Origin of the sequence: Duganella vulcania (genome assembly GCF_009857655.1) — a bacterium.
Lineage (GTDB): Bacteria > Pseudomonadota > Gammaproteobacteria > Burkholderiales > Burkholderiaceae_D > Rugamonas > Rugamonas vulcania.
Genome location: NZ_WWCX01000004.1, coordinates 1 through 26,614 on the forward strand (window position 1 = coordinate 1; position 26,614 = coordinate 26,614).

Genomic DNA, 26,614 nt, shown 5'->3' on the forward strand with positions numbered 1-26,614 from the left:
GATGCGGCCGGCCAGGGCGCCGCTGCCGTCGCCGTCGTGCCCGCCCTGTTCGGCGAGGGCGCGCTCTCCACCTTTGAAACCGTCGTGCGCCGCCAGCTGCCGTGGGTGGTTGGCCTGTGGCTGGCCGGCGCCGCGCTGATGTCGCTGCGCCTGGCGCTGGGCCTGCGCTGGGTTGCCGAGCGTACCAGCGCCGGCGCCTACACCGTCAATCATTACTGGCAGCGGCGCCTGTCCGAACTGGCGCGCCGCTTCGACATCGAGCGCCATGTGCGGCTGGGCGTGGCCGATCTGCTGGACAGTCCTATCACGGCCGGCTGCTGGCGTCCCATCGTGCTGGTGCCGGCCGCGCTGGTCAGCGGCATGCCGCCCGACCTGCTCGAAGCGCTGCTGGCGCACGAGCTGGCGCACGTCAAACGACATGACTACCTGGTCAACCTGATTCAGAGCGCGATCGAGATCGTGCTGTTCTATCACCCTAGTGTTTGGGCCCTGTCACGCAGGATACGGATCGAGCGGGAACAAATCGCCGACGACCTCGCGGTGGACATGCTCGGCCAGCCCCAGAGGCTGGCGAAGGCCCTGTCGGAACTGGATCGGTTCCAGTTCGACACCACACAACTAGCCCACGCGGCTCACGGAGGAAATCTCATGTCTCGTATCAAACGCCTGCTGCGTCCCGATGTTGAACCGGTCAGCTGGAAAATGGCCTTGCCCTTGATGGGGCTGTTTGCCGCCGGCGCGGTGTTCTATGCCCACGCCGCGCCGCCAGCGCCGGCTATTGATGCTGCCGCGCCGGTCAGCGAGGTCAGCCATATGGCCGAGGTCGCCCAAGTCGATCCGGTCCCTGCGCCCGCAGCGCCGGCGCCCGCCGCTGAGGCCGCACCTGCCGCTGAGGCCGCGCCGGCTGCTGAGGCTGTACCCGCCGCGGAGGCAGCGCCAGCCGCTCCGGCAGCTCCGGCCGAGCCTGTCGCGGCCGCCGAGCTGACGATACCAGCCGCGCCTGCCAAACCACCCAAGCCGCCCAAGCCACCCCGCATGCTGGCGGCTGCTCCAGCGATGCCAGCCTTACCGCCTGTGCCGGCGCTGGCCGCACCTGCGGCGCCAGCCGCGCCCCCCGCACCGCCTGCACCACCGGCCGGAGTGCAAAGCTATCACTTTGACCGCTATAGCTCCCCAGGTCGCGACGGCCAGCGATCCGGCTACGCGCTGGTCCATGCCAACAAGGAAAACATCACCGTCTCGGCCGCGCACCAGGACCTGTCCAAAATCGACAATGCACGCCGCGCCGTCAAGGGCGACTTCATCTGGTTCCGCGATGGCGACAAGACCTACCTGATCCAGGACCCGGCCATCATCGCCAAGGCTGACGAAGCCTGGGTTCCCGCCAACCGCATTGGCGAGAAAATGGACGCGCAGGGCAAGAAAATGGATGCCCAAGGCAAGGTCATGGACGAGCTGGGCCGGCAGATGGACAAGCTGGGCCGGGATACCGAAGGCAAGGCCCAGCTGGACATGGATCGCCAGCAGCGCCTGATCGAACGGGTCGGCCGGCAGCAGGAAGCGATCGGCCGCCGCATCGAGCAAGCCGCGCGCGAACTGGGCGACGACCCGACCCCGGAAAAGCTGCGCCGCTTCCACGAACGCCAGGCCGCGCTGCAAGCGGAAATGGCGCCATTGCAAAGCCAGATCGCGCAGTACCAACGCGACCTGGCCCCGCAACTGGCAAAAATCCAGGCCATGCAAGCGCCGATGCAAGCGCTGAGCAAGCAAATGTCGGAAGCCGGCAAGCCGATGGCTGAGCTGGGCCAGGCCATGGGCGAGCTGGGCCGCGAACAAGCCAAGGCCAGCCGCGAAGCCGAGCGCACCATGAAAGAGCTGATCAAGGACGCCGTCAAGTCCGGCAAAGCAGTGCCAGCCCCGTCCGCATAAAATTGGGGTCAAGTCTGACATTCGGACACGAGCTCTTCTGTAGGCAGCGCCTACAGAAGAGCTCGTGTCCGAATGTCAGACTTGACCCCAGAGCTACGGCAGAGCTCGTGTCCGAATGCCAGACTTGACCCCAAGGTGCAAGGTGGTTGGGGGCCAAGGCCGGTATAATCACGGGATGCACAATCTTCTCCACAACCTCAACGACGAACAACTCGCCGCCGTGACCCTGCCGGCACAAAGCGCCCTGATCCTGGCGGGCGCCGGCTCCGGCAAAACCCGCGTCCTCACTACCCGCATCGCCTGGCTGATCCAGACCGGACAGGTGTCGCCGTCCGGCATCCTGGCCGTGACCTTCACCAACAAGGCCGCCAAGGAAATGATGACGCGCTTGTCGGCCATGTTGCCGATTAATACACGCGGCATGTGGATCGGGACCTTCCACGGACTGTGCAACCGCCTGCTGCGCACCCATCACCGCGACGCCGCGCTGCCGCAGACTTTCCAGATCCTCGATAGCCAGGACCAGCTGTCGGCCATCAAGCGCCTGATCAAGGCCAACAATATCGACGACGAGAAGTTCCCGCCCAAAGAGGTGATGTACTTCATCAACGGCGCCAAGGACCAGGGCCTGCGCGCCGACAAGATCGAGCCCTACAACGCCGACGAGCGCAAGAAGTGCGAGCTCTACCAGCTGTACGACGACCAGTGCCAGCGCGAAGGCGTGGTCGACTTCGCCGAGCTGCTGCTGCGCACCTACGAGCTGCTCAGCCGTAACCAGCCGCTGCGCGAGCATTACCAGCAGCGCTTCAAGCACATCCTGGTCGACGAGTTCCAGGACACCAACGACCTGCAATACAAGTGGCTCAAGCTGCTGGCCGGCCACGGCGAGCGCGACGGCGGCAGCGCGCTGTTCGCGGTCGGCGACGACGACCAGAGCATCTACGCCTTCCGCGGCGCCAACGTCGGCAACATGAGCGCCTTCGAGCGCGAGTTCAAGGTGCAGAATTTGATCAAGCTGGAGCAGAACTACCGCTCCCACGGCCACATCCTGGACGCCGCCAACGTGCTGATCGCCAATAACAGCAAGCGCCTGGGCAAGAACCTGCGCACCGACGCCGGCCACGGCGAGCCGGTGCGCGTGTACGAGGCCAGCTCCGACCTGGCCGAGGCGCAGTGGATCATCGAGGAAACCAAGAACCTGATCGCGGACGGCGCCGCCCGCAGCGAGATCGCCGTGCTGTACCGCTCCAACGCGCAGTCGCGCGTGATCGAGCACGCGCTGTTCTCGGCCGGCATCCCGTACCACGTGTACGGCGGCCTGCGCTACTTCCAGCGCGCCGAGGTCAAGCACGCGATCGCCTACCTGCAGCTGATGGACAATCCGCACAACGATTCAGCCTTCCTGCGCGTGGTGAATTTCCCGACGCGCGGCATCGGCCTGCGTTCCATCGAAGCCCTGCAGGCGGCGGCCGACCAGCACCAGATTTCGCTGTACGCCGCCGTGCCCTATGTGGCGGGCAAGGCCGGCTCGTCGCTGGGCGGCTTCGTCAAGCTGATCGAGGGCGCGCGCTTTGAAACGCAGCAAATGGCACTGCCGGAACTGGTGCGCGTGGTGCTGGAGGCGTCCGGCCTGCTGGCCCACTACCAGACCGAGAAGGAAGGCGCCGACCGCATCGAGAACTTGGAGCAGATGGTCAGCGCGGCCACGCAGTTCGTGTCCGAGGAAGGTTACGGCCAGGGCGCGCCGGCCCACCTCGGTCCGCAGGCGCAAGCCCAGGCCGGCGTCCCCATCGTCAACGAGGACGGCTTCGAGATCCTCGACGCCGACGCCGCGCTGCCGACCGTGATGTCGCCGCTGTCGGCCTTCCTGTCGCACGCCTCGCTGGAGGCCGGCGACAACCAGGCCACCGCCGGCCAGGAAGCCGTGCAAATGATGACGGTGCACTCGGCCAAGGGCCTGGAGTTCAACAACGTCTTCATCACCGGCCTGGAGGAGGGCTTGTTCCCGCACGAGAGCAGCTCGCGCGAGCACGACGGCGTGGAAGAGGAACGCCGCCTGATGTACGTGGCGATCACGCGCGCGCGCCAGCGCCTGTACATGTGCTTTGCGCAGACCCGCATGCTCCACGGCCAGACCCGCTACAACATGAAGTCGCGCTTCTTCGACGAGTTGCCGGAGGAGTCGCTGAAGTGGCTGTCGCCGAAGGTGCAGTCGCACTGGTTCGCCAACAAGAAGTCGTCCTGGGACGAGGCGCCGCTGGTCGGCTCGGACAACGCGATCGCGCAGAAGATCGCGCAGAAGTCGCCGGGTTCCGGCTGGCGCATCGGCGAGTCTGTCGCGCACGGCAAGTTTGGCGAGGGGGTGATCGTCAACATCGAGGGCAGCGGCAACAACGCCCGCGCGCAGATCAACTTCGGCAGCCACGGCATGAAGGTGCTGGACCTGAGCATCGCCAAGCTGGAGCGGCTGGGCCGCTGAGGCGGGCATAAAAAAAGGCGGCCATGGCCGCCTTTTTTTATGCCGCCGGTGGCGGCGCCGGCGGCGCGCTGGCTGCCGGCATGCCGAACACCTGGCGGTAGCACGCATACAGCGTGCAGTGCATCAGCACAACCATCATCAGGAAGATGGTGAAGATCACCATCACCTGCAGCTGCGCCGAGTCCAGCAGCAGCACCGGCACCGCCGCGCCGACCTGGAACATCAGGAACAGCACCACCGCCGCCATCAGGAAAGCCTTGAACTCGCGGCACACCGTCACCACGCTGAAGAACAGCGCCTTGGCCAGGGTCATCTTCTGCCAGTAGATCAGCGGCGCGGCCAGGCTGCTCAGCATCCAGCCCAGCATGTAGATGCCCGACGAGACGAACAGCGCCCCGCGCGAATTTTCCAGTAAGTCCTTGTCCATCGGGATCTGGCGCGTGGCCATCTTGATCAGCACGCCGTCGTCCAGCCAGCTCAGCACTGCCAGCGCGAGCAGCATCACCAGCAGGTACAGCACGCCCAGCCCCAGCAGCGGCTTGCGCACCGGCTTGCGGAAGCCGCTGAACACCAGGTTCGGCAGGGCGCGCTTGTCGTGGTCGACGTCGGCGCAGGCTTGCAGCAGGGCGATGGTGAACATCGGCGCCAGCAAGGTCGGCGCCACCGAGCCGAGGAAGGGCACCACCAGCGAGAACAGCGACAGGAACATGCAGCAGAAGAACAGCGCCATCAGCGCGCCCGGCTGCTTGCGGAACAGCTGCGTAGCCTGCTTGACCCAGTGCCAGCCGGTGCGTGCGGGAAGTCGGCTCATCCGCGCAGTCCCGGCGCCGGCGTGGCGATGCGTTCGCGCAGGATGCGCTCGAAGTGGGTCGGATCGTGCGGCGTCAGCATCTCCGCCTCGCGCGGCTGGTGGAAGTCGTACAGGCGCGACAGCCAGAAGCGCAGCGCCGCCGCCCGCAGCATCGGCTGCCAGGCGGTCTGCTCGGCGTCGGTGAACGGGCGCACGGCGTGGTAGGCGTCCAGCATGGCGCGCACGCGGGCGGTGTCCAGCGCACCGGTGTCGAGATCGATGCACCAGTCGTTGACCGTGACCGCCATGTCGAACAGCCAGGTGTCGCAGCCGGCGAAGTAGAAGTCGAAGAAGCCGGTCAGGCGCTCGCCGTCGAACATGACGTTGTTGCGGAACAGGTCGGCATGCACCGGGCCGCGTTGCAGCTGGCGGTAGGTGTCGCACACGGCGAACGCTTCCTGGAAGTGCATCTCGGCGCGCAGCAGGTGGGCGCAGCTGTCGTCCAGGAAAGGCAGCACGTGCGGCGTGGTCTCGTTCCACCAGTCCAGGCCGCGTAGATTGGGCTGGACCAGCGGATAGTCGGCGGCCGCCAGATGCATGCGCGCCAGCATGGCGCCGACGGCGGCGCAATGCACCGGCTGCGGATCCATCTGCGACTTGCCTTCGAGCTTGGTGACGATGGATGCCGGCTTGCCTTGCAGGGCGACGATCAGCTCGCCCTGGTCGTTGGCGATTGGCGCCGGCACCAGCACGCCGCGGTCGGCCAGGTGGTGCATCAGCTTGAGGTAGAACGGCAACTGTTCGAAGGACAGAATCTCGAAGATCGTCAGCACGAACTCGCCTCGCTCCGTCGTCAGGAAGAAGTTGCTGTTTTCAATGCCGCTGGCGATGCCTTTGAGCGCCAATGGCTGGCCGAGGGGAAACTGCTTGATCCACGGGGTAAGGTCATCCAGGCTGACCGGGGTAAACACTGCCATGAGAAAACTTGATGAGGTTCGGTGAGCGGCGCCGCCGTCGGGGCGGGCGCCGGGGGACGCCCGCGCAGGGCGGGCGCGCGCGTTATTTCACGGCGGGAGGCGCGGTGGTGTCCGTCGAGCCGTCTTCTTCCGTGGTTTTTTTCTTTTTCTTGCCGATGTCGAATTCCATCACGGTCCATTGCGGGCCGCGGTTGGCGCCCCCCATCGCATCGCCGGGTAGGGCGGTGCCGGCCGGGCGGTTCGGCTTCAGCGTGTAGGTGCTTGGACCGCTTTTGACGGTCGCTTCCACCACTTGGCCGCTGTTGTCGCGTTTTTCGGTGATCTTGTGTTCCGGCGCCGGCTTGGCCGTCACCGTGATCGGATCGTCCGCCACTTCCTCTATTTTTTCCAGTTTTGGCGGCGCCTGGCTAGGAGTCGACTGGGCAAACGCCGTGTGGGCGCTGAGCGTCAGGAGGAGAGCAGGCCAGAGGGTAGAGGTGCGCGTCATGATGATTCGCCTTAGAGATGTTATGTATGATCCATTGTAACAAACAGACACGCTTCGCTGTTTTTAAAAGCCGATTTCCGCACTGCGCCGTTGGGGTATTGTTAATTTGAAAAGACCCTGCGGGCGGGCGAGACCGGGCCAAAACCTGCGATAATGCGCCATTCGTGGCCTTGCCGCCATTGTTGCGCGGCGCCCTCACTCATATCTAGTGTCTATGCAAAATACCCTGCTGTTAGTTGACGGTTCCAGTTACCTCTACCGCGCCTTCCACGCGCTGCCCGACCTGCGCAGCCCGGACGGCTATCCGACCGGCGCCATGCACGGCATGGTCAACATGCTGCGCCGCTTGCGCGCCGATTATCCGGCCGCCTACATCGCCTGCGTGTTCGACGCCAAGGGCAAGACCTTCCGCGACGATATGTATCCCGAGTACAAGGCCACGCGCGCCTCGATGCCGGACGACCTGCGCCTGCAGATCGAGCCCATCCACGAGGCGGTCAAGGCCATGGGCTGGCCCATCCTGATGGTCGAGGGCGTGGAGGCGGACGACGTCATCGGCACGCTGTCGGTGCAGGCCGCGCAGGCCGGCATGAACGTGGTGGTGTCCACCGGCGACAAGGACCTGGCCCAGCTGGTCAACGACAAGGTCATGCTGATCAACACCATGACCAACGAGAAAATGGACGAGGCGGGCGTGCTGGCCAAGTTCGGCGTGCCGCCCAACCGCATCATCGACTACCTGACCTTGATCGGCGACACGGTCGACAACGTGCCGGGCGTGAACAAGTGCGGCCCGAAGACCGCGCTCAAGTGGCTGACCGCCTACGACTCGCTGGATGGCGTGATCGCCAACGCGGCAAACATCACCGGTGCGGTCGGCGAGAACCTGCGCAGCGCGCTGGAATGGCTGCCGAAGGGCCGCGAACTGATCACAGTCAAGCTGGACTGCGACCTGTCCGCGCACATGGCGACGATCAGCGAATCGCTGGTGGCGCGCGCCGAGGACAAGGAAACGCTGCTGGCCTTCTTCGGCAAGTACGGCTTCAAGACGCTGCTGCGCGAGCTGGGCACGCCGTCGGCCCCGGTCGGCGCGCCAGGCAAGGCCGCTGCCGCCGCCGCTGAACCGGCGGCCGGTGGCGCCGTCTCCGCCAACATGGATATGTTCGGCGAAGCGCCCAAGCTCAGCACCAACTACGAAACCGTGCTGACCGACGAACAGCTGGACAAATGGATCGCCCTGATCGACGCCGCCAAGCTGACCGCGGTCGACACCGAAACCACGTCGCTGGAGCCGATGACGGCCCAGATGGTCGGCATCTCGCTGTCGGTGGAGCCTGGCGTGGCCTGCTACATTCCGGTGGCGCACAGCTACCCGGGCGTGCCCGGGCAGCTGTCGCGCGAGCATGTGCTGGCCAGGCTGAAGCCGTGGCTGGAAGACGCCACCAAGCTCAAGGTCGGCCAGAACCTGAAGTACGACAGCCACATCTTCGCCAACCACGGCGTGCAGCTGCAAGGCATCGAGCACGACACGCTGCTTGAATCGTACGTCTTCGAATCGCACCGCACGCACGACATGGACAGCCTGGCGCTGCGCCACCTGAACCACACCACCATTCCGTTCGTGGACGTGTGCGGCAAGGGCGCCAGCATGATCACCTTCGACAAGGTGGAGATCGGCCGCGCCACCGAATACGCGGCGGAGGACGCCGACATCACGCTGCGCCTGCACCAGGCCATGATCGGCGAGGTGGAGAACGACGCCAAGCTGAACTTCATCTACCGCAACATCGAGCTGCCGACCGCCGTCGTGTTGCAAAAGATCGAGCGCAACGGCGTGCACATCGACGCCGAGCTGCTCAACATCCAGTCGGCCGAGCTGGGCGCGCGCATCGCCGAGCTGGAAGCCAAGGCGCACGAGCTGGCCGAGCAGCCGTTCAACCTCGGCTCGCCGAAGCAGATCGGCGAGATCTTCTTCGAGAAGCTCAAGCTGCCGGTGGTGAAGAAGACCCCGAGCGGCGCCCCGTCCACCGACGAGGAAGTGCTGCAGAAGCTGGCCGAGGACTATCCGCTGCCGAAAGTGCTGCTGGAATACCGCAGCCTGTCCAAGCTGAAGTCGACCTACACCGACAAGCTGCCGAAAGGGATCAACCCGGACACCGGCCGCGTCCACACCAACTACGCGCAGGCGGTGGCGGTGACGGGCCGCCTGGCCTCCAACGATCCCAACCTGCAGAACATCCCGATCCGCACCAAGGAAGGCCGCCGCATCCGCGAAGCGTTCATCGCGCCGCCGGGCAGCCACATCGTCTCGGCCGACTATTCGCAGATCGAGCTGCGCATCATGGCGCACATCTCGGAGGACGAGAACATGCTGCGCGCGTTCGCCGAAGGCGTGGACATCCACCGCGCCACCGCCGCCGAGATCTTCGGCGTGCCGCCGGAGGAAGTCAGCAGCGAACAGCGCCGTTACGCCAAGGTGATCAACTTCGGCCTGATCTACGGCATGAGCGCCTTCGGCCTGGCTTCTAACCTGGGCATCGAGCGCGGCGCGGCGCAAAGCTATATCGACCGCTACTTCGCGCGTTTCTCGGGCGTCAAGCAGTACATGGACGACACGCGCCTGCAGGCCAAGGCGCGCGGCTACGTCGAGACCGTGTTCGGCCGCCGCCTGTGGCTGCCCGAGATCAATTCCCCGAACGGCCCGCGCCGCCAGGGCGCCGAACGCGCCGCGATCAACGCGCCGATGCAGGGCACGGCGGCCGACCTGATCAAGCTGGCCATGGTGGCGGTGCAGGACTGGCTGGAAAAGGATAAGCTGCAAACCAAGATGATCATGCAGGTGCACGATGAACTGGTGCTGGAAGTGCCGGACGCCGAACTGGCGCTGGTCAAGGAAATGCTGCCGAAGCTGATGGCCGGCGTGGCGGAGCTGAAGGTTCCGCTGATCGCCGAAGTCGGCGTGGGGAAGAATTGGGACGAGGCACACTAATGCCGTCATTCCCGCCTGCGCGGGAATGACGGTTCTTTCTACTATCGGAGGAATCGCATGGATGATTTGAGGCAGGATGCAGAGAGTTTGCTGACCAAGACCAGTCTGTCGGACGGCGTCGACCGCCGCGACTTCCTGAAGGTGGCGCTGGGCACGGGCTTCGCGGCCGCCGCCATGCCGGTGGTGGCGCAGAACGTCATCAAGACCGACACCGCCGGCCTGACCGCCGGCACCATCACCCTGACGGTGGACGGCGTGCAGGTGCCGGTGTACCGCGCCCAGCCCGAAGGCAAGACCAACTTGCCGGTGATCCTGGTGGTATCGGAAATCTTCGGCGTGCACGAGCACATCGCCGACGTCGCCCGCCGCTTCGCCAAGCAGGGCTACATGGCGCTGGCACCGGAGCTGTTCGTGCGCCAGGGCGACCCGCAAAAGGCCGCCTCGATCGCCGAGCTGCAACGCGACATCATCTCCAAGACGCCGGACGCGCAAGTGATGGCCGACCTGGACGCGACCGTGGCCTGGGCCAAGGCCAACGGCGGCAACGCCGACAAGATCGGCATCACCGGCTTCTGCTGGGGCGGGCGCATCACCTGGCTGTACGCCGCGCACAACCCGGGCATCAAGGCCGGCGTGGCCTGGTATGGCCGCCTGGTTGGCGAGAGCAATCCGGTGACGCCCAGGCACCCAATTGATATCGCTGGATCTCTGACGGTGCCGGTGCTGGGCCTGTACGGCCTGAAGGACACGGGCATCACCCAGGACTCGATCGCGGCCATGAAGGCGGCGCTGGCCAAGGGGGCGAACAAGTCGACCTTCGTGGTCTACCCGAACTCCGGCCACGCCTTCAACGCCGACTACCGCCCCAGCTACGTCGAGGCGGACGCCAAGGATGGCTGGAGCCGCGCGCTGGCGTGGTTCAAGCAGCACGGCGTGTCCTGAGCGCTGATTTATCGGCCTTTTGGCCAAAGATGAGCACAAAACCGGGCTGGGCGGTAAAATAACGCCCCGGCCCGCGCGCAGCGGCACGGTCCCTGCTACAAGAGGCTATAACATCGATCCCGTACTCATCTCCATCCTACTGGCCACCACGCTTGCCGGCGTCGTCAGCATCACCGCTGCCGCGGTGTTCTCGTTTACGCTGCTGTCGAAGGTGGTGGAGCGCATGGTCAGCCTGTCGGTGGGCATCATGCTGTCGACCTCCCTGCTGCACGCCTTGCCCGAAGCGTTCGAATCGCAGGCCAGCGCGCGCAGCCTGTTTGGCACGCTGCTGGGCGGACTGCTGGCCTTCTTCCTGCTGGAGAAGATGGCGATCCTGCGCCACTCCCACCACCACGAGGGCGACGGCCACCACCATCACCATGGCCACGACAAGCGCGAGGCGGGCAAGGCCGGCTGGATGATCCTGGTCGGCGACGGCATGCACAACTTCACCGACGGCATCCTGATCGCGGCGGCGTTCCTGGCCAATCCCGAGCTGGGGCTGGTGACGGGGCTGGCCATCATCGCGCACGAGATTCCGCAGGAGATCGGCGACTTCATCGTGCTGCTCAACGCCGGCTTCACGCGCACGCGGGCCTATGTCTACAACTTGCTGTGCAGCCTGTTGTCGATCGCCGGCGGCCTGCTGGGCTACTACACGCTGGACCGCGCCAGCAGCCTGATCCCGTATGTACTGGTATTCGCGTCGTCGGGCTTCATCTACATCGCCGTCAGCGACCTGATGCCGCAGATGCAACGCCGCGCCACGCTGCGCGAGACCATCCCGCAAGTGCTGCTGATCGCGCTGGGCGTCATCATCGTCCTGTTCCTGACCCACGGCCACTGAGCCCGCTCAACCCGGCGCGCCTTGCACCATGCGGCGCCGGGAGTATCATGGCGGGATGGACAGCAAACCCAATAAGCAAGCCGAAGCATTCGCCGCGCTCACCGCGGAGGATCGCGCTCGCCTTGAACGGTTGGCTGCGCTTGCTCAACTGAGTCCGGAACAGCTTTGGCCGGACGTCTGGCGCTACGGGTTTGACGATGTTGAGGAAGGGATACTGGCGGACCTGGAAGCCGACGAGTACTTTAAACACAACGCCGGTATCGATAACGCCGAAGTTATGGCGGAAGCACGTCAGCTGATCGCCATTCATGGCAAGCGGAAACGCCGGATCGGGTAGTCTTCGGGTGCGCTGGCTACCCAGTGCGCGAAAAGCTTATTCCCGGTCGATCGTCTATATCGCCGAACAGGACCGCCGCGCGGCGGACCTCGTGGCCGAACGGGTCGAAAAAGCACTCGATATGATCGCATTGCAACCGGGGATGGGGACGCCGGTGAGTCGGCTGGGGCGAAGGCGATTCCCGATACCCAGGACGGGTCACGTTATTGAGTATTATGTGGCCAACGACGAAGTCAGAGTGACGCGCTGGGCGCGCCAAACACGTAAGTCGTAAGCGCCGGCCGGCGGCGCCGCGAGTATCGTGACGGTCATGGTAAGCAAATCCAATAAGCAAGCTGAAGCATTCGCCGCGCTCACCGCGCAGGATCGCGTTCGCCTTGATAAGCTTGCCGTTCTTGCGGGGTTGACTGCGGAAGAGCTTTGGCCTGCGGTCTATCGCTATGGCTTTCAAGATATTGAAGAAAGCGTCCAAGCTAGCTTGGACGCTGATGCGGATATTGCGGCAGGTCGCACAATACCGCATGAAGAGGTGATGGCGGAGGCCCGGCGTATTCTGGCGGCCTACGCCAAGCCCAAGCGTAAGCCAGACTAAGCTGGCATGCGCTGCTTAAGCGCCAGTCGCCACCGGCCGGGCCGGATCGGCGCACCATTCGCTCCAGGAGCCGGGGTAGAGCGCGGCGCCGGGCAGGCCGGCCACTTCCAGTGCCAGCAGGTTATGGCAGGCCGTCACGCCCGAGCCGCATTGCATGATCGCCTGCGGTGGGCTGGCGAACAACGGCGCAAACTCTTCCCGCAACTGCGCGGCGCCCTTGAAGCGGCCGTCGGCGTTCAGGTTGTCCTTGAAGAAGCGGTTCTTGGCGCCGGGAATATGGCCGCCCACCGGATCGATGGTCTCGTTCTCGCCGCGATAACGGTCGGCCGCGCGGGCATCGACCACGGTGCGCGCCTGTGTGGCCAGGTTGGCCACCACATCCTCCACCGACACCGTCGGCACCAGCGACGCCCGCTCGCTGATCGCGCCGCGTGCGCGCGTGGTGACCTGCGTCACCATCGGCAAACCCTGCGCCTGCCAGGCGGCCAGGCCGCCGTCCAGCACCGCCACCGCCGGATGACCCACCCAGCGCAGCAGCCACCACAGGCGCGCCGCGAACATGCCGCCGTGCGCGTCATACGCCACCACCTGCGTATCGTCGTTGATGCCCCAGCCGCGCAGCGTCTCGATCAGCGCCGCGCGCTCCGGCAGCGGATGACGGCCACGGAACTTGTCATCCGCGCCCACCTTGGCGCCCGACAAATCGGTATCGATGTTGGCGAACTGCGCGTTCTGGATATGGCCGATGGCGAAGCCGTCGCGGCCCGCGCTTGGATTCATCAGGTCATGGCGGCAATCGAGTATCACCCAATTGTCGTCGGTCAAATGCTGGGAAAGGTCGGTGGCGCTGATCAGAGTGGTGTGCATGTTCCGGGTTTCCTTAGACTTCGCTGGCTATCGGATCGGTATTGGCTATCGCCTTACCGCGCTCGGTGTTACGCGTATTGTAAAACGTTGTGGCCACACCGGACACCAGGATCACGACTATGCCCGCCCAGCTGTGCCAGCTGAACACGTCGCCAAACACGAACACGCCCCAGATACTGGAAAACACGATGCCGGTGTACTGCAGATTGGCCACCACCAGCGTCTGCCCCAGGCGATAGGCGCGCGTCATGGCGATCTGCGCGCTGGTGGCGCAGATGCCGATGCCCAGCAACAGCAAGCCACCGTGCCAACTGGTGATCGGATGCCAAACGACGCCCTGTCCGCCGGCCTGCGCATAATTGCCGGCGATGCCGGCCACCAGGTTCATGATCGCGAAGTAGAACACCACGCGGTTCTCGGGTTCGCCCGCCAGCCCCAGCTTGCGCACCTGCAGGTAGGCCATGGCCGACAGCACGCTGGAAGTGAGCGCGATCAGCGCCGGCGTCAGTTGATTGGAATGGAAGGCCGGCTGCAACAGCAGCGTGACGCCGACAAAGCTCATGCCAACCGCCGCCAGCAGCGGCCACTTGACCTGGTTTTTGGCATGCCACCAGCCGAGCGCGAACAGCCACACGGCGATCCAGATTGGCGCCATGTAGTTGAGGGTCATGGCGGTGGCCAGCGGCAGCTTGGCAATGGCGTAGAACCACAGCCACAGCGACACCACGCCGACCAGCCCGCGCCACAGGTGGGCGCCGGGCATGCTGGTGGTGAATCTGCCGCCTTGCAGCTTGATGGCGATGAACAGCACGACCACGCCAACCACGCCGCGGTACATGACGATTTCGGATGTGGAGAACTGCTCCGAGGCCAGCTTCACGCACACCCCCATCGCGGCGAACATGAAACTGGCGAACAACATCCAAAGTGACTGCATCGGCTTCCTAGAGATCGATATTGGCCCGGTACCACTCGTGGAAGTGCTGCATGCCGTCTTCCATCGGCGACTGGTAGGGACCGGCATCGGTGGTGCCGCGCTTCATCAGCGCCTTGCGGCCGGCGTCCATGCGCTGGCCGATCTCGTCGTCCTCGACGCAGGTTTCCATGTAGGCGGCGCGTTCGGCCTCGATGAACTCGCGCTCGAACAGCACGATCTCCTCGGGGTAGTAGAACTCCACCACGTTCTTGGTGCGCTGCGGGCCGTCGGGCCACAGGGTCGAGACGATCAGCACATGCGGATACCACTCGACCATGATGTTCGGATACAGCGTCAGCCAGATCGCGCCGTACGGTGGCGGTTCGCCGCCGCGGAACTTGAGCACCTGCTCCTGCCAGCGCTTGTAGATCTCGGAGCCGGACTTGCGCAAGCCCTTGTTCACGCCGACGGTCTGCACGCTGTAGTCGCGGCCGAATTCCCAGCGCAGGTCGTCGCAGCTGACGAAGCCGCCCAGGCCCGGGTGGAAGGGCTCGACGTGATAGTCCTCCAGATAGACTTCAATGAAAGTCTTCCAGTTGTAGTCGCAGTTATGCACCTCGACGTGGTCGAACATATAGCCGGAGAAATCCAGGTCCTTGGTCACCGACAGCTCCTTGAGCTTGTCCATGACGTCGTAGCCGTTCTGCTCGAACAGCAGGCCGTTCCAGCTTTGCAGCTTGGTCTTGGGCAGGTTCAGGCAAGGCGTTTCCGGGAAGTGCGGCGCACCGATCAACTCGCCCTTGAGGTCGTAGGTCCAGCGGTGCAGCGGACAAACAATGTTGTTGGCGTTGCCGCGCCCATTGAACATCAGCGCCTGGCGGTGGCGGCAGACGTTGGAGAGCACCTCCAGCCCATTGGCGTTGCGCACCAGCATACGCCCTTCGTCTTCAGAGACGAGGGTCGCGAAGTCGCCGACGTTCGGCACCATCAGCTCATGCCCGATATAGCGCGGGCCAGCCTGGAATAATTGCTGCATTTCGCGCTGCAACAGCGCTTCGTCAAAATAGACGTCAACCGGAAGTTGCGCGTTTGAGCGCGCCAGCTTGGCGTGGGTAGCCAGATCGGACATCCCAACCCCCCTTAATATGTACATCAAACCAAAGAGAGACAGAATCCGTAAAGACCTGAATTCAAAGTTGTTGAAAATGGTATTTCGGACAGAACCGGCGATTATACCGTGTTTCACCCCGGCCAGACGAGCGGATGTGCTCGTTTTTCGCGCAAATCATGGTGAAAATTACATGATTGTGCGGGATATGGGGACGATTGCGATAAAATCCATGGTTTCCGCCGTCGGCCGGGCCGCTATAGTTCCACCGGATAAGGTGGTTTGTTCTAAAATAACGGGCTACACTGCGCTGGCACGTGTTTTTACCTGAGTGACTATGTCTAAGAAATTAACCGCCGACGCGACCACCGCCCCCGCCTCGTTCGAAGAAGCGATGGCGGAACTGGCGCAGCTGGTTGCACAAATGGAGGCAGGACAGCTGCCGCTGGAAGCCTCGGTGGCCGCCTACGCGCGCGGCTCGGAGCTGGTGAAGTTCTGCGCCGTCCAGCTGGAGAAAGTGGAGTCCCAGGTCAAGGTGCTGGAAGGCGACATGCTCAAGCCGTTCGCGGAAGCCGGCGAGGGCGAACTATGAACGGCGCCTTCGACGACTGGATGAAGACCGTGCAGGCGGCATCGGAAAACGATTTATCCGGTTTCCTGCCCCCCGCCACGACGATCCCCACCAAGCTGCACGCGGCCATGCGCTATGCGCTGCTGGGTGGCGGCAAGCGCGTGCGTCCGCTGCTGGTGTACGCGGCCGGCGCATTGTTCGGCGCCGACGCGGCCATCCTGAGCCGCGCCGCCGCCGCCGTGGAAATGATCCACGCCTACTCGCTGGTGCACGACGACATGCCGTGCATGGACGACGATGAACTGCGCCGCGGCAAGCCGACGGTGCACGTGGCCTACGACGAGGCGACCGCGCTGCTGGTGGGCGACGCGCTGCAATCGCAGGCCTTCCTGGTGCTGGCCGAAGCGGACAGCATTCCGCCGGCGCGCCAGGTGGCGATGCTGCGCCTGCTGGCGCACGCGTCCGGCTCGGCCGGCATGTGCGGCGGCCAGGCGATCGATCTCGACAGCGTGGGCCTGAGCCTGACCTTGGCCCAGCTGGAGCAGATGCACCAGCTCAAAACCGGCGCGTTGCTGCGCGCCGCCGTGGTGCTGGGCGCGCTGGCCGGCAAGGAGCTCGACGCGGCCGAGCTGCAGGCGCTCAACACCTACGCGCGCGCCATCGGCCTGGCTTTCCAGGTGGTGGACGACGTGCTCGACGCCACGGCCGATTCGGCCACGCTGGGCAAGACGGCCGGCAAGGACGCCGCCGACAACAAGCCGACCTATGTGTCCATCCTGGGTCTGGAGCCATCGCGCGCGCTGGCGGAAACATTGCGGCTCGACGCGCACGCAGCGCTCGCGCCGTTCGGAGAAAAAGCTCTGCGGTTACGCGAACTCGCGGATTTGATCGTGCAGCGGAAGGCATAAATGAAATTGCTCGAAAACATAGATTCACCGGCGGACGTGCGTAAGCTGTCGCGCACCCAACTGACGCCGCTCGCGCATGAACTGCGCAGCTACCTGCTGGATTCGGTCTCGAAGACCGGCGGCCACCTGTCGTCCAACCTCGGCACGGTCGAGCTGACCGTGGCGCTGCACTACGTGTTCAACACGCCGCACGACCGCATCGTCTGGGACGTGGGCCACCAGACCTACTCGCACAAGATCCTCACCGGCCGCCGCGATCGCATGAACACGCTGCGCCAGCTGAACGGCATCTCCGGCTTCCCCAAGCGCGACGAAAGCGAATACGACACCTTCGGCACGGCGCACTCGTCGACGTCGATCTCGGCCGCGCTGGGCATGGCGCAGGCGGCCAAGATCAAGGGCGAGCAGCGCCACGCCATCGCCGTCATCGGCGACGGCTCGATGACCGCCGGCATGGCCTTCGAGGCGCTCAACAACGCCGGCGTGCAGGAAGACCTGAACCTGCTGGTGATCCTGAACGACAACGACATGTCGATCTCGCCGCCGGTGGGCGCGCTGAACCGCTACCTGGCGCGCCTGATGTCGGGCCAGTTCTACGCCGCCGCCAAGAACGTCGGCAAGTCCGTGCTGCCCGGCCCCGTGCTGGAGCTGGCCAAGCGGCTGGAAGAACACGCCAAGGGCATGGTGGTGCCCGCCACGATGTTCGAGGAGTTCGGCTTCAACTACATCGGCCCGATCGACGGCCACGACCTCGAATCGCTGGTGCCGACGCTGCAGAACATCAAGCACCTCAAGGGTCCGCAGTTCCTGCACGTGGTCACCAGGAAGGGCCAGGGCTACAAGCTGGCCGAGGCCGACCCGGTGCTGTACCACGGCCCCGGCAAGTTCAACCCGGCCGAAGGCATCAAGCCGGCCGCCGCGCCGGGCAAGATGAGCTACACCGAGGTGTTCGGCAACTGGCTGTGCGACATGGCCGCCGCCGACAAGAAGCTGGTCGGCATCACCCCGGCCATGCGAGAAGGCTCGGGCATGGTGCGCTTCGAGCAGCAGTTCCCTGACCGTTACTTCGACGTCGGCATCGCCGAGCAGCACGCCGTGACCTTCGGCGCCGGCCTGGCCTGCGAAGGCCTCAAGCCGGTGGTGGCGATCTACTCCACCTTCCTGCAGCGCGGCTACGATCAATTGATCCACGACGTGGCGCTGCAAAACCTGGACGTGACCTTCGCGCTGGACCGCGCGGGCCTGGTGGGCGCGGACGGCGCCACCCACGCCGGCAACTACGACATGGCCTACCTGCGCTGCATCCCGAACATGGTGATCATGGCCGCCTCGGACGAAAACGAATGCCGCCAGATGCTCACCACCGGCTACCGCTACAACGGGCCGGCGGCGATCCGCTATCCGCGCGGCGCCGGCGCCGGCGTGGCGGTCAAGCCGGAACTGACGGCGATCGAAATCGGCAAGGGAGAGATCAAGCGCCAGGGCCAGAAGATTGCCATCCTGGCCTTCGGCTCGATGGTGGCGCCGGCGATGGCCGCCGGCGAGGCACTGGACGCCACGGTCGTCAACATGCGCTTCGTCAAGCCGCTGGACGTTGAACTGGTCAAGCAGATGGCCGCCAGCCACGATTACCTGGTGACGGTGGAAGAGGGTTGCATCATGGGCGGCGCGGGCGCCGCCGTGGCTGAAGCGCTGGCCGCCGAAGGCATCGTCAAGCCGCTGCAGATGCTCGGCCTGCCGGACAAGTTCATCGACCACGGCGACCCGGCCAAGCTGCTTGCCAGCGTGGGCCTGGACGGCGCCGGCATCACCGCGTCGATCAAGCAACGCCACGCCGCCGCCGAGCCGCGCCTGGTGGTCAACAACGGCTAAAGACCGTTGCTGTTATGCTCAAAGCCGCCTTCGGGCGGCTTTTTTCTTGCCTATCGAGAGGACGCATCCTATCTTGGTATAAACAGTTTATTCGGTTTATATCGCCATGCATGCCGCCTGCTTTTTCTCTGGTTTTTTGTTCGCCTGCGGCATGGCGGGCGCGCAGGTGCCGGAATCGGGCAGGGCGCAGGATATGCGCTTCAGCGCCGAGGAAGTGGCCAGCACGGCGGAGGACCGCTATATCGAGCGCGTGGTCGGCCTGGCGGCTGACGGCCGGCTCGATGACGACCGCGTGCTGCTGGCGCGGCTGCAATCCATCGGCGCGGGGCTGGTCCGCGCGGCCGTGGCGCTCAAGCCGGAAGTGGCCGGGTGGGAGTGGGAGTTCCATACCACCAGCGACGCCGAAGTCGACGCCATCTGCATGGCCGGCGGCAAAATCCTGGTGGGCAGCGCCTTCGTGCGCCAGCTGGCGCTCGGCGATGGCGAGCTGGCCACCTTGCTGGGCCACGAAATCGCCCACGCGGTGGCCGAACATCACCGCGAAACCTTGTCGGAAGCGCTATTCCTGAACCGCTATCCAGTGGTGCCGCTGGAGGTGGTGATGGAGCGCCTGGAGAGCGACCTGTCGGTGCAGATCCGCCTGTCCAAGCTATCGAGCATGCAGGAGTCCGAGGCGGACCAACTGGGCATGGTGCTGGCGCACCGCGCGGGCTGGGCGGCCGCCGACATGGTCAGCTTCTACCGCAAGCTGTCCGATGGCGACCAGATGGCGCTGGTGTCCAGCGCCTATCCGGCCAGCGCTTCGCGCCTCAGCATGGCCAGGGGCATGGCGCTGCTGTTCCAGTCGGACCGTTGATCCTCAGCCGCGCTTGCGCTCGTGCTGCCACAGCACGTCGCTGCCGCCGGCGTAGCGGTTCAACACGCGCGACAGCACAAACATCAAGTCCGACAAACGGTTCACGTACTGGCGCGGATGCTCGTGGATGGTCTCGGCCTTGCCCAGCGTGACGATGGCGCGTTCGGCGCGGCGGCACACGGTGCGGCACACGTGCGCCTGCGAGGCCGCGCGCGAGCCGGCCGGCAGGATGAACTCCGTCAGCGCCGGCAGGGTGGCGTTGTACTTGGCCAGCAGCGCGTCGAGCCGCTCGACGTGCGCCTCGGTGATCATCTGGTAGCCGGGGATGCACAACTCCCCGCCCAGGTCGAACAGGTCGTGCTGGATGGTGACCAGCTCTTCGCGCAGCTCGGCCGGCATGTCTTCGCACAGCAGCAGTCCGATGTGCGAGTTCAGCTCGTCGACTTCGCCGATCGAGTGGATGCGCACGCTGTCCTTGTCGGTGCGGCTGCCGTCACCGAGGCCGGTGGTGCCGCCGTCGCCGGTGCGGGTGGCGATTTTGGAGAGTCGATTGCCCATATGGATTCCTAAAAGTGGATGAGTCGCGCCCGGAAGAATACAACAGTTTAATCGGGTATTTCGCCTTGCACGGCGTTTGTGCTTACAATCGATGCATAACCATGTGCTTCCAGGTGCCCGCTCCATGAACACTGCCACATCCACGTCATCCACACCGGCCGATATCGCCGCCCGCCGCGCACAGGTCGCCGCAGCCTTGCAGCAGGCGTTGCCGGCCCGCGCCGTCATGTCCGAGCCGGAAGACACCCGGCCCTATGAATGCGACGGCCTGGCCGCCTACCGCCAGCTGCCGATGATTGTCGTGCTGCCCGACAGCGAGGAGCAGGTCGCCGCCGTGCTGCGGGTGTGCCGTGAGCTGAACGTGCCCATCGTGCCGCGCGGCGCCGGCACCGGCCTGTCCGGCGGGGCGATGCCGATCGCCGACGGCGTGGTGCTGTCGACCGCGCGCCTGAACCGTATCGTGCGCATGGACGCCTACTCGCGGACCGCCGTGGTGCAGCCGGGCGTGCGCAACCTGGCGATCTCGGAGGCGGCGGCGCAGCATGGCCTGTACTACGCGCCCGATCCGTCGTCGCAGATCGCCTGCACCATCGGCGGCAACGTGGCCGAGAACTCCGGCGGCGTGCACTGCCTCAAATACGGCCTGACGGTGCACAACGTGCTGCGCGTGCGCATGGTGACCATGGACGGCGACGTGGTGGAACTGGGCGGCGAGTCGCTCGACGCGCCGGGCCTGGACCTGCTGTCGGTGTTCATCGGCTCCGAGGGCATGCTGGGCATCGTCACCGAGGTGACGGTCAAGCTGGTGCCCAAGCCGGCCACCGCGCGCGTGATCATGGCCTCGTTCAACGAAGTGACGGCGGGCTGCCATGCGGTGGCGGCGCTGATCGCGGCCGGCATCATCCCGGCCGGGCTGGAGATGATGGACCAGACCTCGTCGCGCATGGTCGAACCTTTCGTCAAGGCGGGCTACGATACCGAGGCCGCCGCCATCCTGCTGTGCGAGGCCGACGGCACCGTCGAGGAAGTGGAGGAGGAAATCGCGCGCATGTCGGCGGTGCTGAACACGGCCGGCGCCAGCGCCATCGCGGTGTCGCAGTCGGAGGCGGAGCGGTTGAAGTTCTGGTCCGGCCGCAAGAACGCCTTCCCTGCGGCGGGCCGCATCTCGCCGGACTACTACTGCATGGACGGCACCATCCCGCGCAAGCGCCTGGGCCAGGTGCTGGAGGGGATCGCGCAGATGGAGGTTAAGTACGGCCTGCGCTGCGCCAACGTGTTCCACGCCGGCGACGGCAACCTGCATCCGCTGATCCTGTTCAACGCCAACATCCCCGACGAATTCGAGCGCGCCGAAGCCTTCGGCGCCGAGATCCTGGCGCTGTGCGTGGAAGTGGGCGGCACCATCACCGGCGAGCATGGCGTCGGCATCGAGAAGATCAATTCGATGTGCGCGCAGTTCGCGCCGGCGGAGCTGGATGCCTTCTTCTCGGTCAAGCGCGCCTTCGATCCGGCCGGCCTGCTCAATCCCGACAAGGCCATTCCCACGCTGAACCGCTGCGCCGAATTCGGCAAGATGCGCGTCAGCGGCGGCATGCTGCCGTTCTCCCATCTGCCGCGTTTTTGAACGGAGCGACATGACGAACGTATCGTATTCCCATATCGCCGCGCAGTTCAGCGAACGCATACGCGTCGCCACGGACGCAGGCACGCCGCTGCGCCTGCGCGGCGGCGGCACCAAGGACTGGTATGGCCAGTCGCTGGACGGCGAGGTGCTCGACACGCGCGCCTACTCCGGCGTGGTCTCCTACGAACCGACCGAATTGGTGATCACCGCCCGCTGCGGCACGCCGCTGGCGGAGATCGAGGCGCTGCTGGCCCAGCACCATCAGATGCTGGCGTTCGAGCCACCGCGCCACGGCGCCGCGTCGACCATCGGCGGCGTGGTGGCCAGCGCCTTGTCCGGCCCGCGCAGGGCCAGCGCCGGCGCGGTGCGCGATTTCGTGCTCGGCGCGGTGCTGATGGACGGCCACGGCGAGGCGCTGCGCTTCGGCGGCCAGGTGATGAAGAACGTGGCGGGCTACGATGTCTCGCGCCTGCTGGCTGGTTCGCTCGGCACGCTGGGACTGATACTGGAGGTGTCGCTCAAGGTGCTGCCGGTGCCGCTGCGCGAGGCCAGCCTGCGCTTCGAGATGAGCGAGATCGACGCGCTGCGCCACCTGAACGAATGGGCCGGACAGCCATTGCCGATATCGGCCAGCTGCTGGCACCAGGGCGTGCTGACGCTGCGGCTGTCCGGCGCCGAGGCGGCGGTGGAAGCGGCGCAGCGCAAACTGGGCGGCGCGCCGCTGCCGGACGACGCGGCGTTCTGGACCTCGCTGCGCGACCAGACGCACAGCCATTTCAACGGCGGCGCCTTGTGGCGGCTGTCGGTGCCGCCGGCGGCCAGCGCCATCATCCTGCGCGGCGAACAGCTGATCGAGTGGGGCGGGGCGCAGCGCTGGCTCAAGGTGGAGTCCACCGACGCGGAGCAAGCGGCCAGTATCCGCCGCACGGTGGCGGCGGCCGGCGGCCACGCCACGCTGTTCCGCGGCGGCGACAAGAGCGTCGGCGTGTTCCATCCTTTGGCGCCGGCCGTGGCGAAGATCCACGAACGGCTCAAGCAGTCCTTCGATCCGGCGGGGATCTTCAATCCCGGCCGCATGTACTAGCGAACCCCATGCAAACCAATCTCGCCGATTTCATCAAGCACACCCGCGAAGGCGAAGAGGCCGACGCCATCCTGCGCGCCTGCGTCCACTGCGGCTTCTGCACCGCCACCTGTCCCACCTACCAGCTGCTGGGCGATGAGCTGGATGGCCCGCGCGGCCGCATCTACCTGATCAAGCAAGTGCTGGAAGGTGCGCCGGTGACAGCCAAGACCCAGACCCACCTGGACCGCTGCCTGACCTGCCGCAATTGCGAAACCACCTGTCCGTCCGGCGTCAAGTACGGCCGCCTGATCGACATCGGCCGCAAGGTGGTGGAGGAGCGCGTGCAGCGCCCGTTCGCCGAGCGCATGAAACGGCTGGTGTTGAAGGAAGGCTTGCCGCGCAAGGCGCTGTTCAAGACGGCGCTGCGCGCGGGGCAGATATTCCGGCCGCTGCTCTCGCCCGCGATGCAGGACAAGATCCCGGCAATGCAAAACCCCGGCGTGTGGCCGTCGCGCCAGCACGCGCGCAAGATGCTGGTGCTGGAAGGCTGCACGCAGCCGGCGATGGCGCCCAACATCAATGCCGCCACCGCGCGCGTGCTCGACGCGCTGGGCGTGCAGCTGATCGTCGCTCCCAAGGCCGGCTGCTGCGGCGCGCTGCGCCACCACCTCAACGACCAGGAAGCGGCGCTGGACGACATGCGCCGCAACGTCGACGCCTGGTGGCCTTACGTGCAGGACGGCGCGGTGGAGGCCATTGTGATGACGGCGTCCGGCTGCGGCGCCACGGTCAAGGAGTACGGCCACCTGCTGGCGCACGACAGCGCCTACGCGGGGAGGGCGCAGCGCATCGCTGAGCTCACGCGCGACCTGAGCGAGGTGATGCCGCAATTCGAGGAAGAGCTGGCGCGCCGCGCCAGCATCGGGGAGCGCGTCGCCTATCACCCGCCATGCACGCTGCAGCACGGCCAGCAGATACGCGGCAAGGTGGAGGGCGTGCTGCGCGCGGTCGGCGTCGACGTGGTGCTGTGCGCGGACAGCCATCTGTGCTGCGGCTCGGCGGGCACCTACTCGCTGCTGCAGCCGGAATTGTCGCTGCAGCTGCGCGACCGCAAGCTGGCCAACCTGGCCGACACCGGCGCCACCAACATCGTCTCGGCCAACGTCGGCTGCACCGCGCACCTGCAATCGGGCACCGACACGCCGGTCAAGCACTGGATTGAACTGATCGACTCAGCCCTGAATAAATAGCGGCATCTGCGCCGCGCCGTTGACCGGCTCGCCGTGCAGGTTGAGGATGGGCGGCAGCTGCGCGGCCGCCTGCCACACGCTCGCCGTGTTGAAGCTGGCGACCCATGGCAGCACGTCGTCCGCCGGCATTGGCCGGGCGATGCCGTAGCCCTGCACCAGGTCGCAGCCCAGGCGCATCAGCATGGCCCCGTGTTCGATGGTCTCCACGCCCTCGGCGATCACGCCCAGGCCGAAGGACTTGGCCAGGCCGATGACGGCGCTCACCAGGTGCAGGTCATCGCGGTCGACCAGCATGTTGCGCACGAAGCTCTGGTCGATCTTCAGCATGTCCGCCGGCAGCCGCTTCAGATAGGACATCGACGAATAGCCGGTGCCGAAATCGTCCAGCGCGAAGCTGATGCCCAGCGCCTGGCAATCGAGCATGATGCTGCGCACGTGGGCGATGTCGCTCAGCGCCGACGACTCCAGTATCTCCAGCTCCAGCATGTGCGGCGGCACGTCCGGGAACTCGGCCAGGATGCCCTTCAGGCGGGCGACGAAATCGGTGCGCTGGAAGTGGCGCGCCGCGATGTTGACGCTGATGACCCAGCGCGCGTCGAAGGCGCGCCAGAACTGCAGCTGGCGCAAGGCCTCGCGCAGCACCCACTCGCCGATGTCGACGATCACGTCGCTGTGTTCGACGATGGGCAGGAAGTCCATCGGCCCGACCACGCCGCGCAGCGGATGCGCCCAGCGCAGCAGCGCCTCCATGCCGACGATGCGGCCCTTGCGCATGTCCAGCTTGGGCTGGTAGTAGAGCCGCAGCTCGCCGGCGCGCAGCGCGGCGCGCACCTCGGTGCGGCGGTTGTGGTGGGTGCGTACCTGTTCGTCCAGGTCGGCGTCGAAGAAGTGATAGCGGTGGCGGCCCATGATCTTGGCCTGGTACAGCGCCTGGTCGGCGTGACGCAGCAGGCTGTCGGCGCTGATCTCGTTGCCGGTGTAGACCGCCACGCCGGCGCTGGCCGACATGCCGACCGCCTTGCCCGCGCACACGTAGTCGCGCGACAGCGCCGTCATCAGGCGGTCCAGCGCCTGCTCGATGGCGGCGCGGCCGTTCATCTCCGGCAGCAGCAGCACGAATTCGTCGCCGCCCAGGCGCGCCGCGTAGTGGCGCTGGCCGGCGAAATCGTGCAGGCGGCTGGCGGCCTGCTTGAGGATCTCGTCGCCGACGTGCTGGCCCATGGTCTGGTTCACGTGCTGGAAGTGATCGAGGTCGAACAGGCACACGGCCAGCAGGTAGCCTTCTTCGCGGGCGCGCGCCACCTCCTGCTCGAAGCGGCTGGCCAGCGCCGCGCGGTTGGGCAGGCCGGTCAGGATGTCGTGGTTGCTCTGCCAGGAGATCTGCTGCATCAGCTGGCGGCGCTCGGTCACGTCGCGGAACACCAGCACCGAGCCCTGCACCGCGTTGCGGCCGGAGCGGATCGCGTTGGCGGTGTATTCGACGGTGACGATTTCGCCGAGGCGGTTGCGCAGGCTCTGGTTGCCGACCTTGACCACGTTGCCGCCGGCGTAGATCTGCGCCATCGCCTTGAGCAGCGAGTGCTGGCCGAAGTTATTCGCCAACACGAACACCTGGTGCAGCTCCATGCCGCGCGCGCATGCCTCGGACCAGCCGGTGAGCTGTTCGGCGACGTCGTTGACGGTGGCGATCTTGCCGTTCAAATCGGTGGTGATGACGGCGTCGCCGATCGAGGCCAGCGTGACTTCGATGCGTTCCTTCTCCACCTGCAGCAGCGCCTGCGCCTCCAGCGTCTGCGCCAGCTGCTCGCTCAGTTTGTGCTGGCTTTGCTGCAGCTTGTGCACCAGCGCCTGCACGCGTTGCGCCATGTTGTTGAAGGTCACGGCCAGCATGCGTGCCTCGGGCGTGCCGCGCACCGGCAGGCGCACGCCGTGGTCGCCGTTCTGGAAGCGGGTGGTGGTCTCGGTCACCCGCTGCAGCATGCGCTGGTTGGCGAAGATGATGATGCCCAGCAGCGCGTAGATGATGGAGATGTTCACCAGCGAGATCGTGGCCTGCTGGTGCAGCGTGCGCCACACCTGGGCCAGCGGCAGCGTCGGCTCGAAGGCCAGCACCAGGCTGGCGTTGCCGATGTAGACGGTGCGGTTGATCGGCTGCAGGCCGTCGAGGTTGCGGAACCAGTCCGGGTATTCCGGCGGCGGCGCCGCGCTGCGCAGCGCTTCCAGGTGGCCGCCGGCGTAGTCCAGCCGCGCCGCGACCAGGTCGGCCTCCAGCAGCAGGGCGCCGGCCAGGGTGTTGTCGAGGGCGGCGCGGTCCGGCGCGGTCAGGGCTGGCAGCAGCGCCTTGTGCAAGTAGACGCCCAGTTCGCCGGCGTCCTTCTGGTAGCGGGCGTTGGCGTAAGCGGTTTCGGACTGGAACAACAAGGTATATCGCAAGCCCACCACGACGGCGATGATGAGGAAGATAGGGACGAACAAGCGGGAGTAAGTCCCCATCCGCATCCAGCGCGACAGTAGTTTTCCAAACAACGACATAGGCGACGGATTCGATTCTTGGAAATGACCAGCGGCCATTATTACCGAAAAGTTAACCGAAAGCACGTTTTTTGGAAA

Annotated in this window: 22 protein-coding genes and 1 pseudogene; 15 read left to right on the forward strand and 8 right to left on the reverse strand. The window is 65.7% G+C overall.

The genetic code is table 11. The features are described 5' to 3' along the window. Positions 1-84: 84 nt before the first annotated feature. Both GTP90_RS37565 and GTP90_RS05235 read left to right on the forward strand, forming a co-directional pair. Positions 85-555: pseudogene (locus GTP90_RS37565) on the forward strand (M56 family metallopeptidase); the annotation flags it as partial. 1,549 nt (positions 556-2,104) lie between these two features. Continuing rightward, positions 2,105-4,408: a UvrD-helicase domain-containing protein gene (locus tag GTP90_RS05235; protein ID WP_161082501.1), complete on the forward strand. Its 2,304-nt coding sequence runs from the start codon at positions 2,105-2,107 to the stop codon at positions 4,406-4,408. Positions 4,409-4,445: 37 nt separating this feature from the next. Here the strand turns inward: GTP90_RS05235 and GTP90_RS05240 are convergent, their stop codons facing one another. From GTP90_RS05240 to GTP90_RS05250, 3 genes are all read right to left on the reverse strand, one after another. Next, on the reverse strand, positions 4,446-5,219 hold the full coding sequence (locus GTP90_RS05240) for a BPSS1780 family membrane protein (RefSeq protein WP_161082502.1): 774 nt from the start codon (positions 5,217-5,219) through the stop codon (positions 4,446-4,448). Beyond that, positions 5,216-6,175: a homoserine kinase gene (locus GTP90_RS05245; RefSeq protein WP_161082503.1), complete on the reverse strand. Its 960-nt coding sequence runs from the start codon at positions 6,173-6,175 to the stop codon at positions 5,216-5,218. The genes GTP90_RS05240 and GTP90_RS05245 overlap by 4 nt, the downstream gene beginning before the upstream one ends. Before the next feature lie 82 nt (positions 6,176-6,257). Continuing rightward, entirely contained in the window at positions 6,258-6,662 is a 405-nt protein-coding gene (locus tag GTP90_RS05250) for a hypothetical protein (protein ID WP_117012929.1), read from the reverse strand. A gap of 214 nt (positions 6,663-6,876) precedes the next feature. On the opposite strand from GTP90_RS05250, the gene polA reads away from it, so the two are divergent. From polA to GTP90_RS05280, 6 genes are all read left to right on the forward strand, one after another. Further along, positions 6,877-9,651 carry a DNA polymerase I gene (gene polA, locus GTP90_RS05255; RefSeq protein ID WP_161082504.1) on the forward strand — a complete coding sequence of 925 codons (2,775 nt, stop codon included), beginning with the start codon at positions 6,877-6,879 and terminating at the stop codon, positions 9,649-9,651. Positions 9,652-9,708: 57 nt separating this feature from the next. Further along, positions 9,709-10,593 (forward strand): dienelactone hydrolase family protein, encoded by an 885-nt coding sequence (locus GTP90_RS05260; protein WP_161082505.1) that lies wholly within the window; start codon positions 9,709-9,711, stop codon positions 10,591-10,593. Between the two features lie 133 nt (positions 10,594-10,726). Continuing rightward, positions 10,727-11,479: a ZIP family metal transporter gene (locus GTP90_RS05265; RefSeq protein WP_371875027.1), complete on the forward strand. Its 753-nt coding sequence runs from the start codon at positions 10,727-10,729 to the stop codon at positions 11,477-11,479. Between the two features lie 55 nt (positions 11,480-11,534). Next, positions 11,535-11,816, forward strand: a complete 282-nt coding sequence (locus tag GTP90_RS05270) for a hypothetical protein (RefSeq protein ID WP_161082506.1) — start codon at positions 11,535-11,537, stop codon at positions 11,814-11,816. Next, positions 11,788-12,090 carry a type II toxin-antitoxin system RelE/ParE family toxin gene (locus tag GTP90_RS37570; RefSeq protein ID WP_161082507.1) on the forward strand — a complete coding sequence of 101 codons (303 nt, stop codon included), beginning with the start codon at positions 11,788-11,790 and terminating at the stop codon, positions 12,088-12,090. Before GTP90_RS05270 ends, GTP90_RS37570 begins: the two co-directional genes overlap by 29 nt. 36 nt (positions 12,091-12,126) lie before the next feature. After that, positions 12,127-12,408 (forward strand): hypothetical protein, encoded by a 282-nt coding sequence (locus tag GTP90_RS05280; RefSeq protein ID WP_161082638.1) that lies wholly within the window; start codon positions 12,127-12,129, stop codon positions 12,406-12,408. Between the two features lie 15 nt (positions 12,409-12,423). Here the strand turns inward: GTP90_RS05280 and GTP90_RS05285 are convergent, their stop codons facing one another. The 3 genes from GTP90_RS05285 to GTP90_RS05295 are packed head-to-tail and all read right to left on the reverse strand — an operon-like array spanning position 12,424 to position 15,320. After that, positions 12,424-13,275: a sulfurtransferase gene (locus GTP90_RS05285; RefSeq protein WP_161082508.1), complete on the reverse strand. Its 852-nt coding sequence runs from the start codon at positions 13,273-13,275 to the stop codon at positions 12,424-12,426. Positions 13,276-13,288: 13 nt separating this feature from the next. After that, positions 13,289-14,212: a DMT family transporter gene (locus GTP90_RS05290; protein WP_161082509.1), complete on the reverse strand. Its 924-nt coding sequence runs from the start codon at positions 14,210-14,212 to the stop codon at positions 13,289-13,291. A gap of 7 nt (positions 14,213-14,219) precedes the next feature. Continuing rightward, positions 14,220-15,320, reverse strand: coding sequence for an aromatic ring-hydroxylating oxygenase subunit alpha (locus GTP90_RS05295; protein ID WP_161082510.1), 1,101 nt, complete (start codon positions 15,318-15,320; stop codon positions 14,220-14,222). A gap of 316 nt (positions 15,321-15,636) precedes the next feature. Here GTP90_RS05295 and GTP90_RS05300 point away from each other — a divergent pair, with 316 nt between their 5' ends. The 4 genes from GTP90_RS05300 to GTP90_RS05315 all read left to right on the forward strand — a co-directional run bounded on the left by GTP90_RS05300 (position 15,637) and on the right by GTP90_RS05315 (position 19,506). Then, the gene (locus GTP90_RS05300) at positions 15,637-15,891 is read left to right on the forward strand and encodes an exodeoxyribonuclease VII small subunit (RefSeq protein WP_161082511.1); all 255 of its coding nucleotides are present in this window, start codon (positions 15,637-15,639) and stop codon (positions 15,889-15,891) included. Beyond that, positions 15,888-16,778: a polyprenyl synthetase family protein gene (locus GTP90_RS05305; protein WP_161082512.1), complete on the forward strand. Its 891-nt coding sequence runs from the start codon at positions 15,888-15,890 to the stop codon at positions 16,776-16,778. Before GTP90_RS05300 ends, GTP90_RS05305 begins: the two co-directional genes overlap by 4 nt. Continuing rightward, entirely contained in the window at positions 16,779-18,650 is a 1,872-nt protein-coding gene (dxs, locus tag GTP90_RS05310) for a 1-deoxy-D-xylulose-5-phosphate synthase (RefSeq protein ID WP_161082513.1), read from the forward strand. It abuts the gene before it with no gap. Between the two features lie 106 nt (positions 18,651-18,756). Then, positions 18,757-19,506: a M48 family metalloprotease gene (locus tag GTP90_RS05315; RefSeq protein ID WP_161082514.1), complete on the forward strand. Its 750-nt coding sequence runs from the start codon at positions 18,757-18,759 to the stop codon at positions 19,504-19,506. A gap of 3 nt (positions 19,507-19,509) precedes the next feature. Here GTP90_RS05315 and GTP90_RS05320 read toward each other — a convergent pair whose 3' ends face one another. After that, positions 19,510-20,064, reverse strand: a complete 555-nt coding sequence (locus GTP90_RS05320) for a cob(I)yrinic acid a,c-diamide adenosyltransferase (protein WP_117012940.1) — start codon at positions 20,062-20,064, stop codon at positions 19,510-19,512. A 124-nt stretch (positions 20,065-20,188) separates the two neighbouring features. On the opposite strand from GTP90_RS05320, the gene GTP90_RS05325 reads away from it, so the two are divergent. The 3 genes from GTP90_RS05325 to glcF are packed head-to-tail and all read left to right on the forward strand — an operon-like array spanning position 20,189 to position 24,004. Continuing rightward, positions 20,189-21,688: an FAD-linked oxidase C-terminal domain-containing protein gene (locus GTP90_RS05325; RefSeq protein WP_161082515.1), complete on the forward strand. Its 1,500-nt coding sequence runs from the start codon at positions 20,189-20,191 to the stop codon at positions 21,686-21,688. 10 nt (positions 21,689-21,698) lie between these two features. Next, complete coding sequence (gene glcE / locus GTP90_RS05330; RefSeq protein WP_161082516.1) at positions 21,699-22,772, forward strand: glycolate oxidase subunit GlcE; 1,074 nt, start codon at positions 21,699-21,701, stop codon at positions 22,770-22,772. A gap of 8 nt (positions 22,773-22,780) precedes the next feature. After that, on the forward strand, positions 22,781-24,004 hold the full coding sequence (gene glcF / locus GTP90_RS05335) for a glycolate oxidase subunit GlcF (RefSeq protein ID WP_161082517.1): 1,224 nt from the start codon (positions 22,781-22,783) through the stop codon (positions 24,002-24,004). Here the strand turns inward: glcF and GTP90_RS05340 are convergent. After that, positions 23,987-26,497 (reverse strand): EAL domain-containing protein, encoded by a 2,511-nt coding sequence (locus GTP90_RS05340; protein WP_161082518.1) that lies wholly within the window; start codon positions 26,495-26,497, stop codon positions 23,987-23,989. The two genes, glcF and GTP90_RS05340, sit on opposite strands and share 18 nt — an antisense overlap. Positions 26,498-26,614 lie beyond the last annotated feature (117 nt).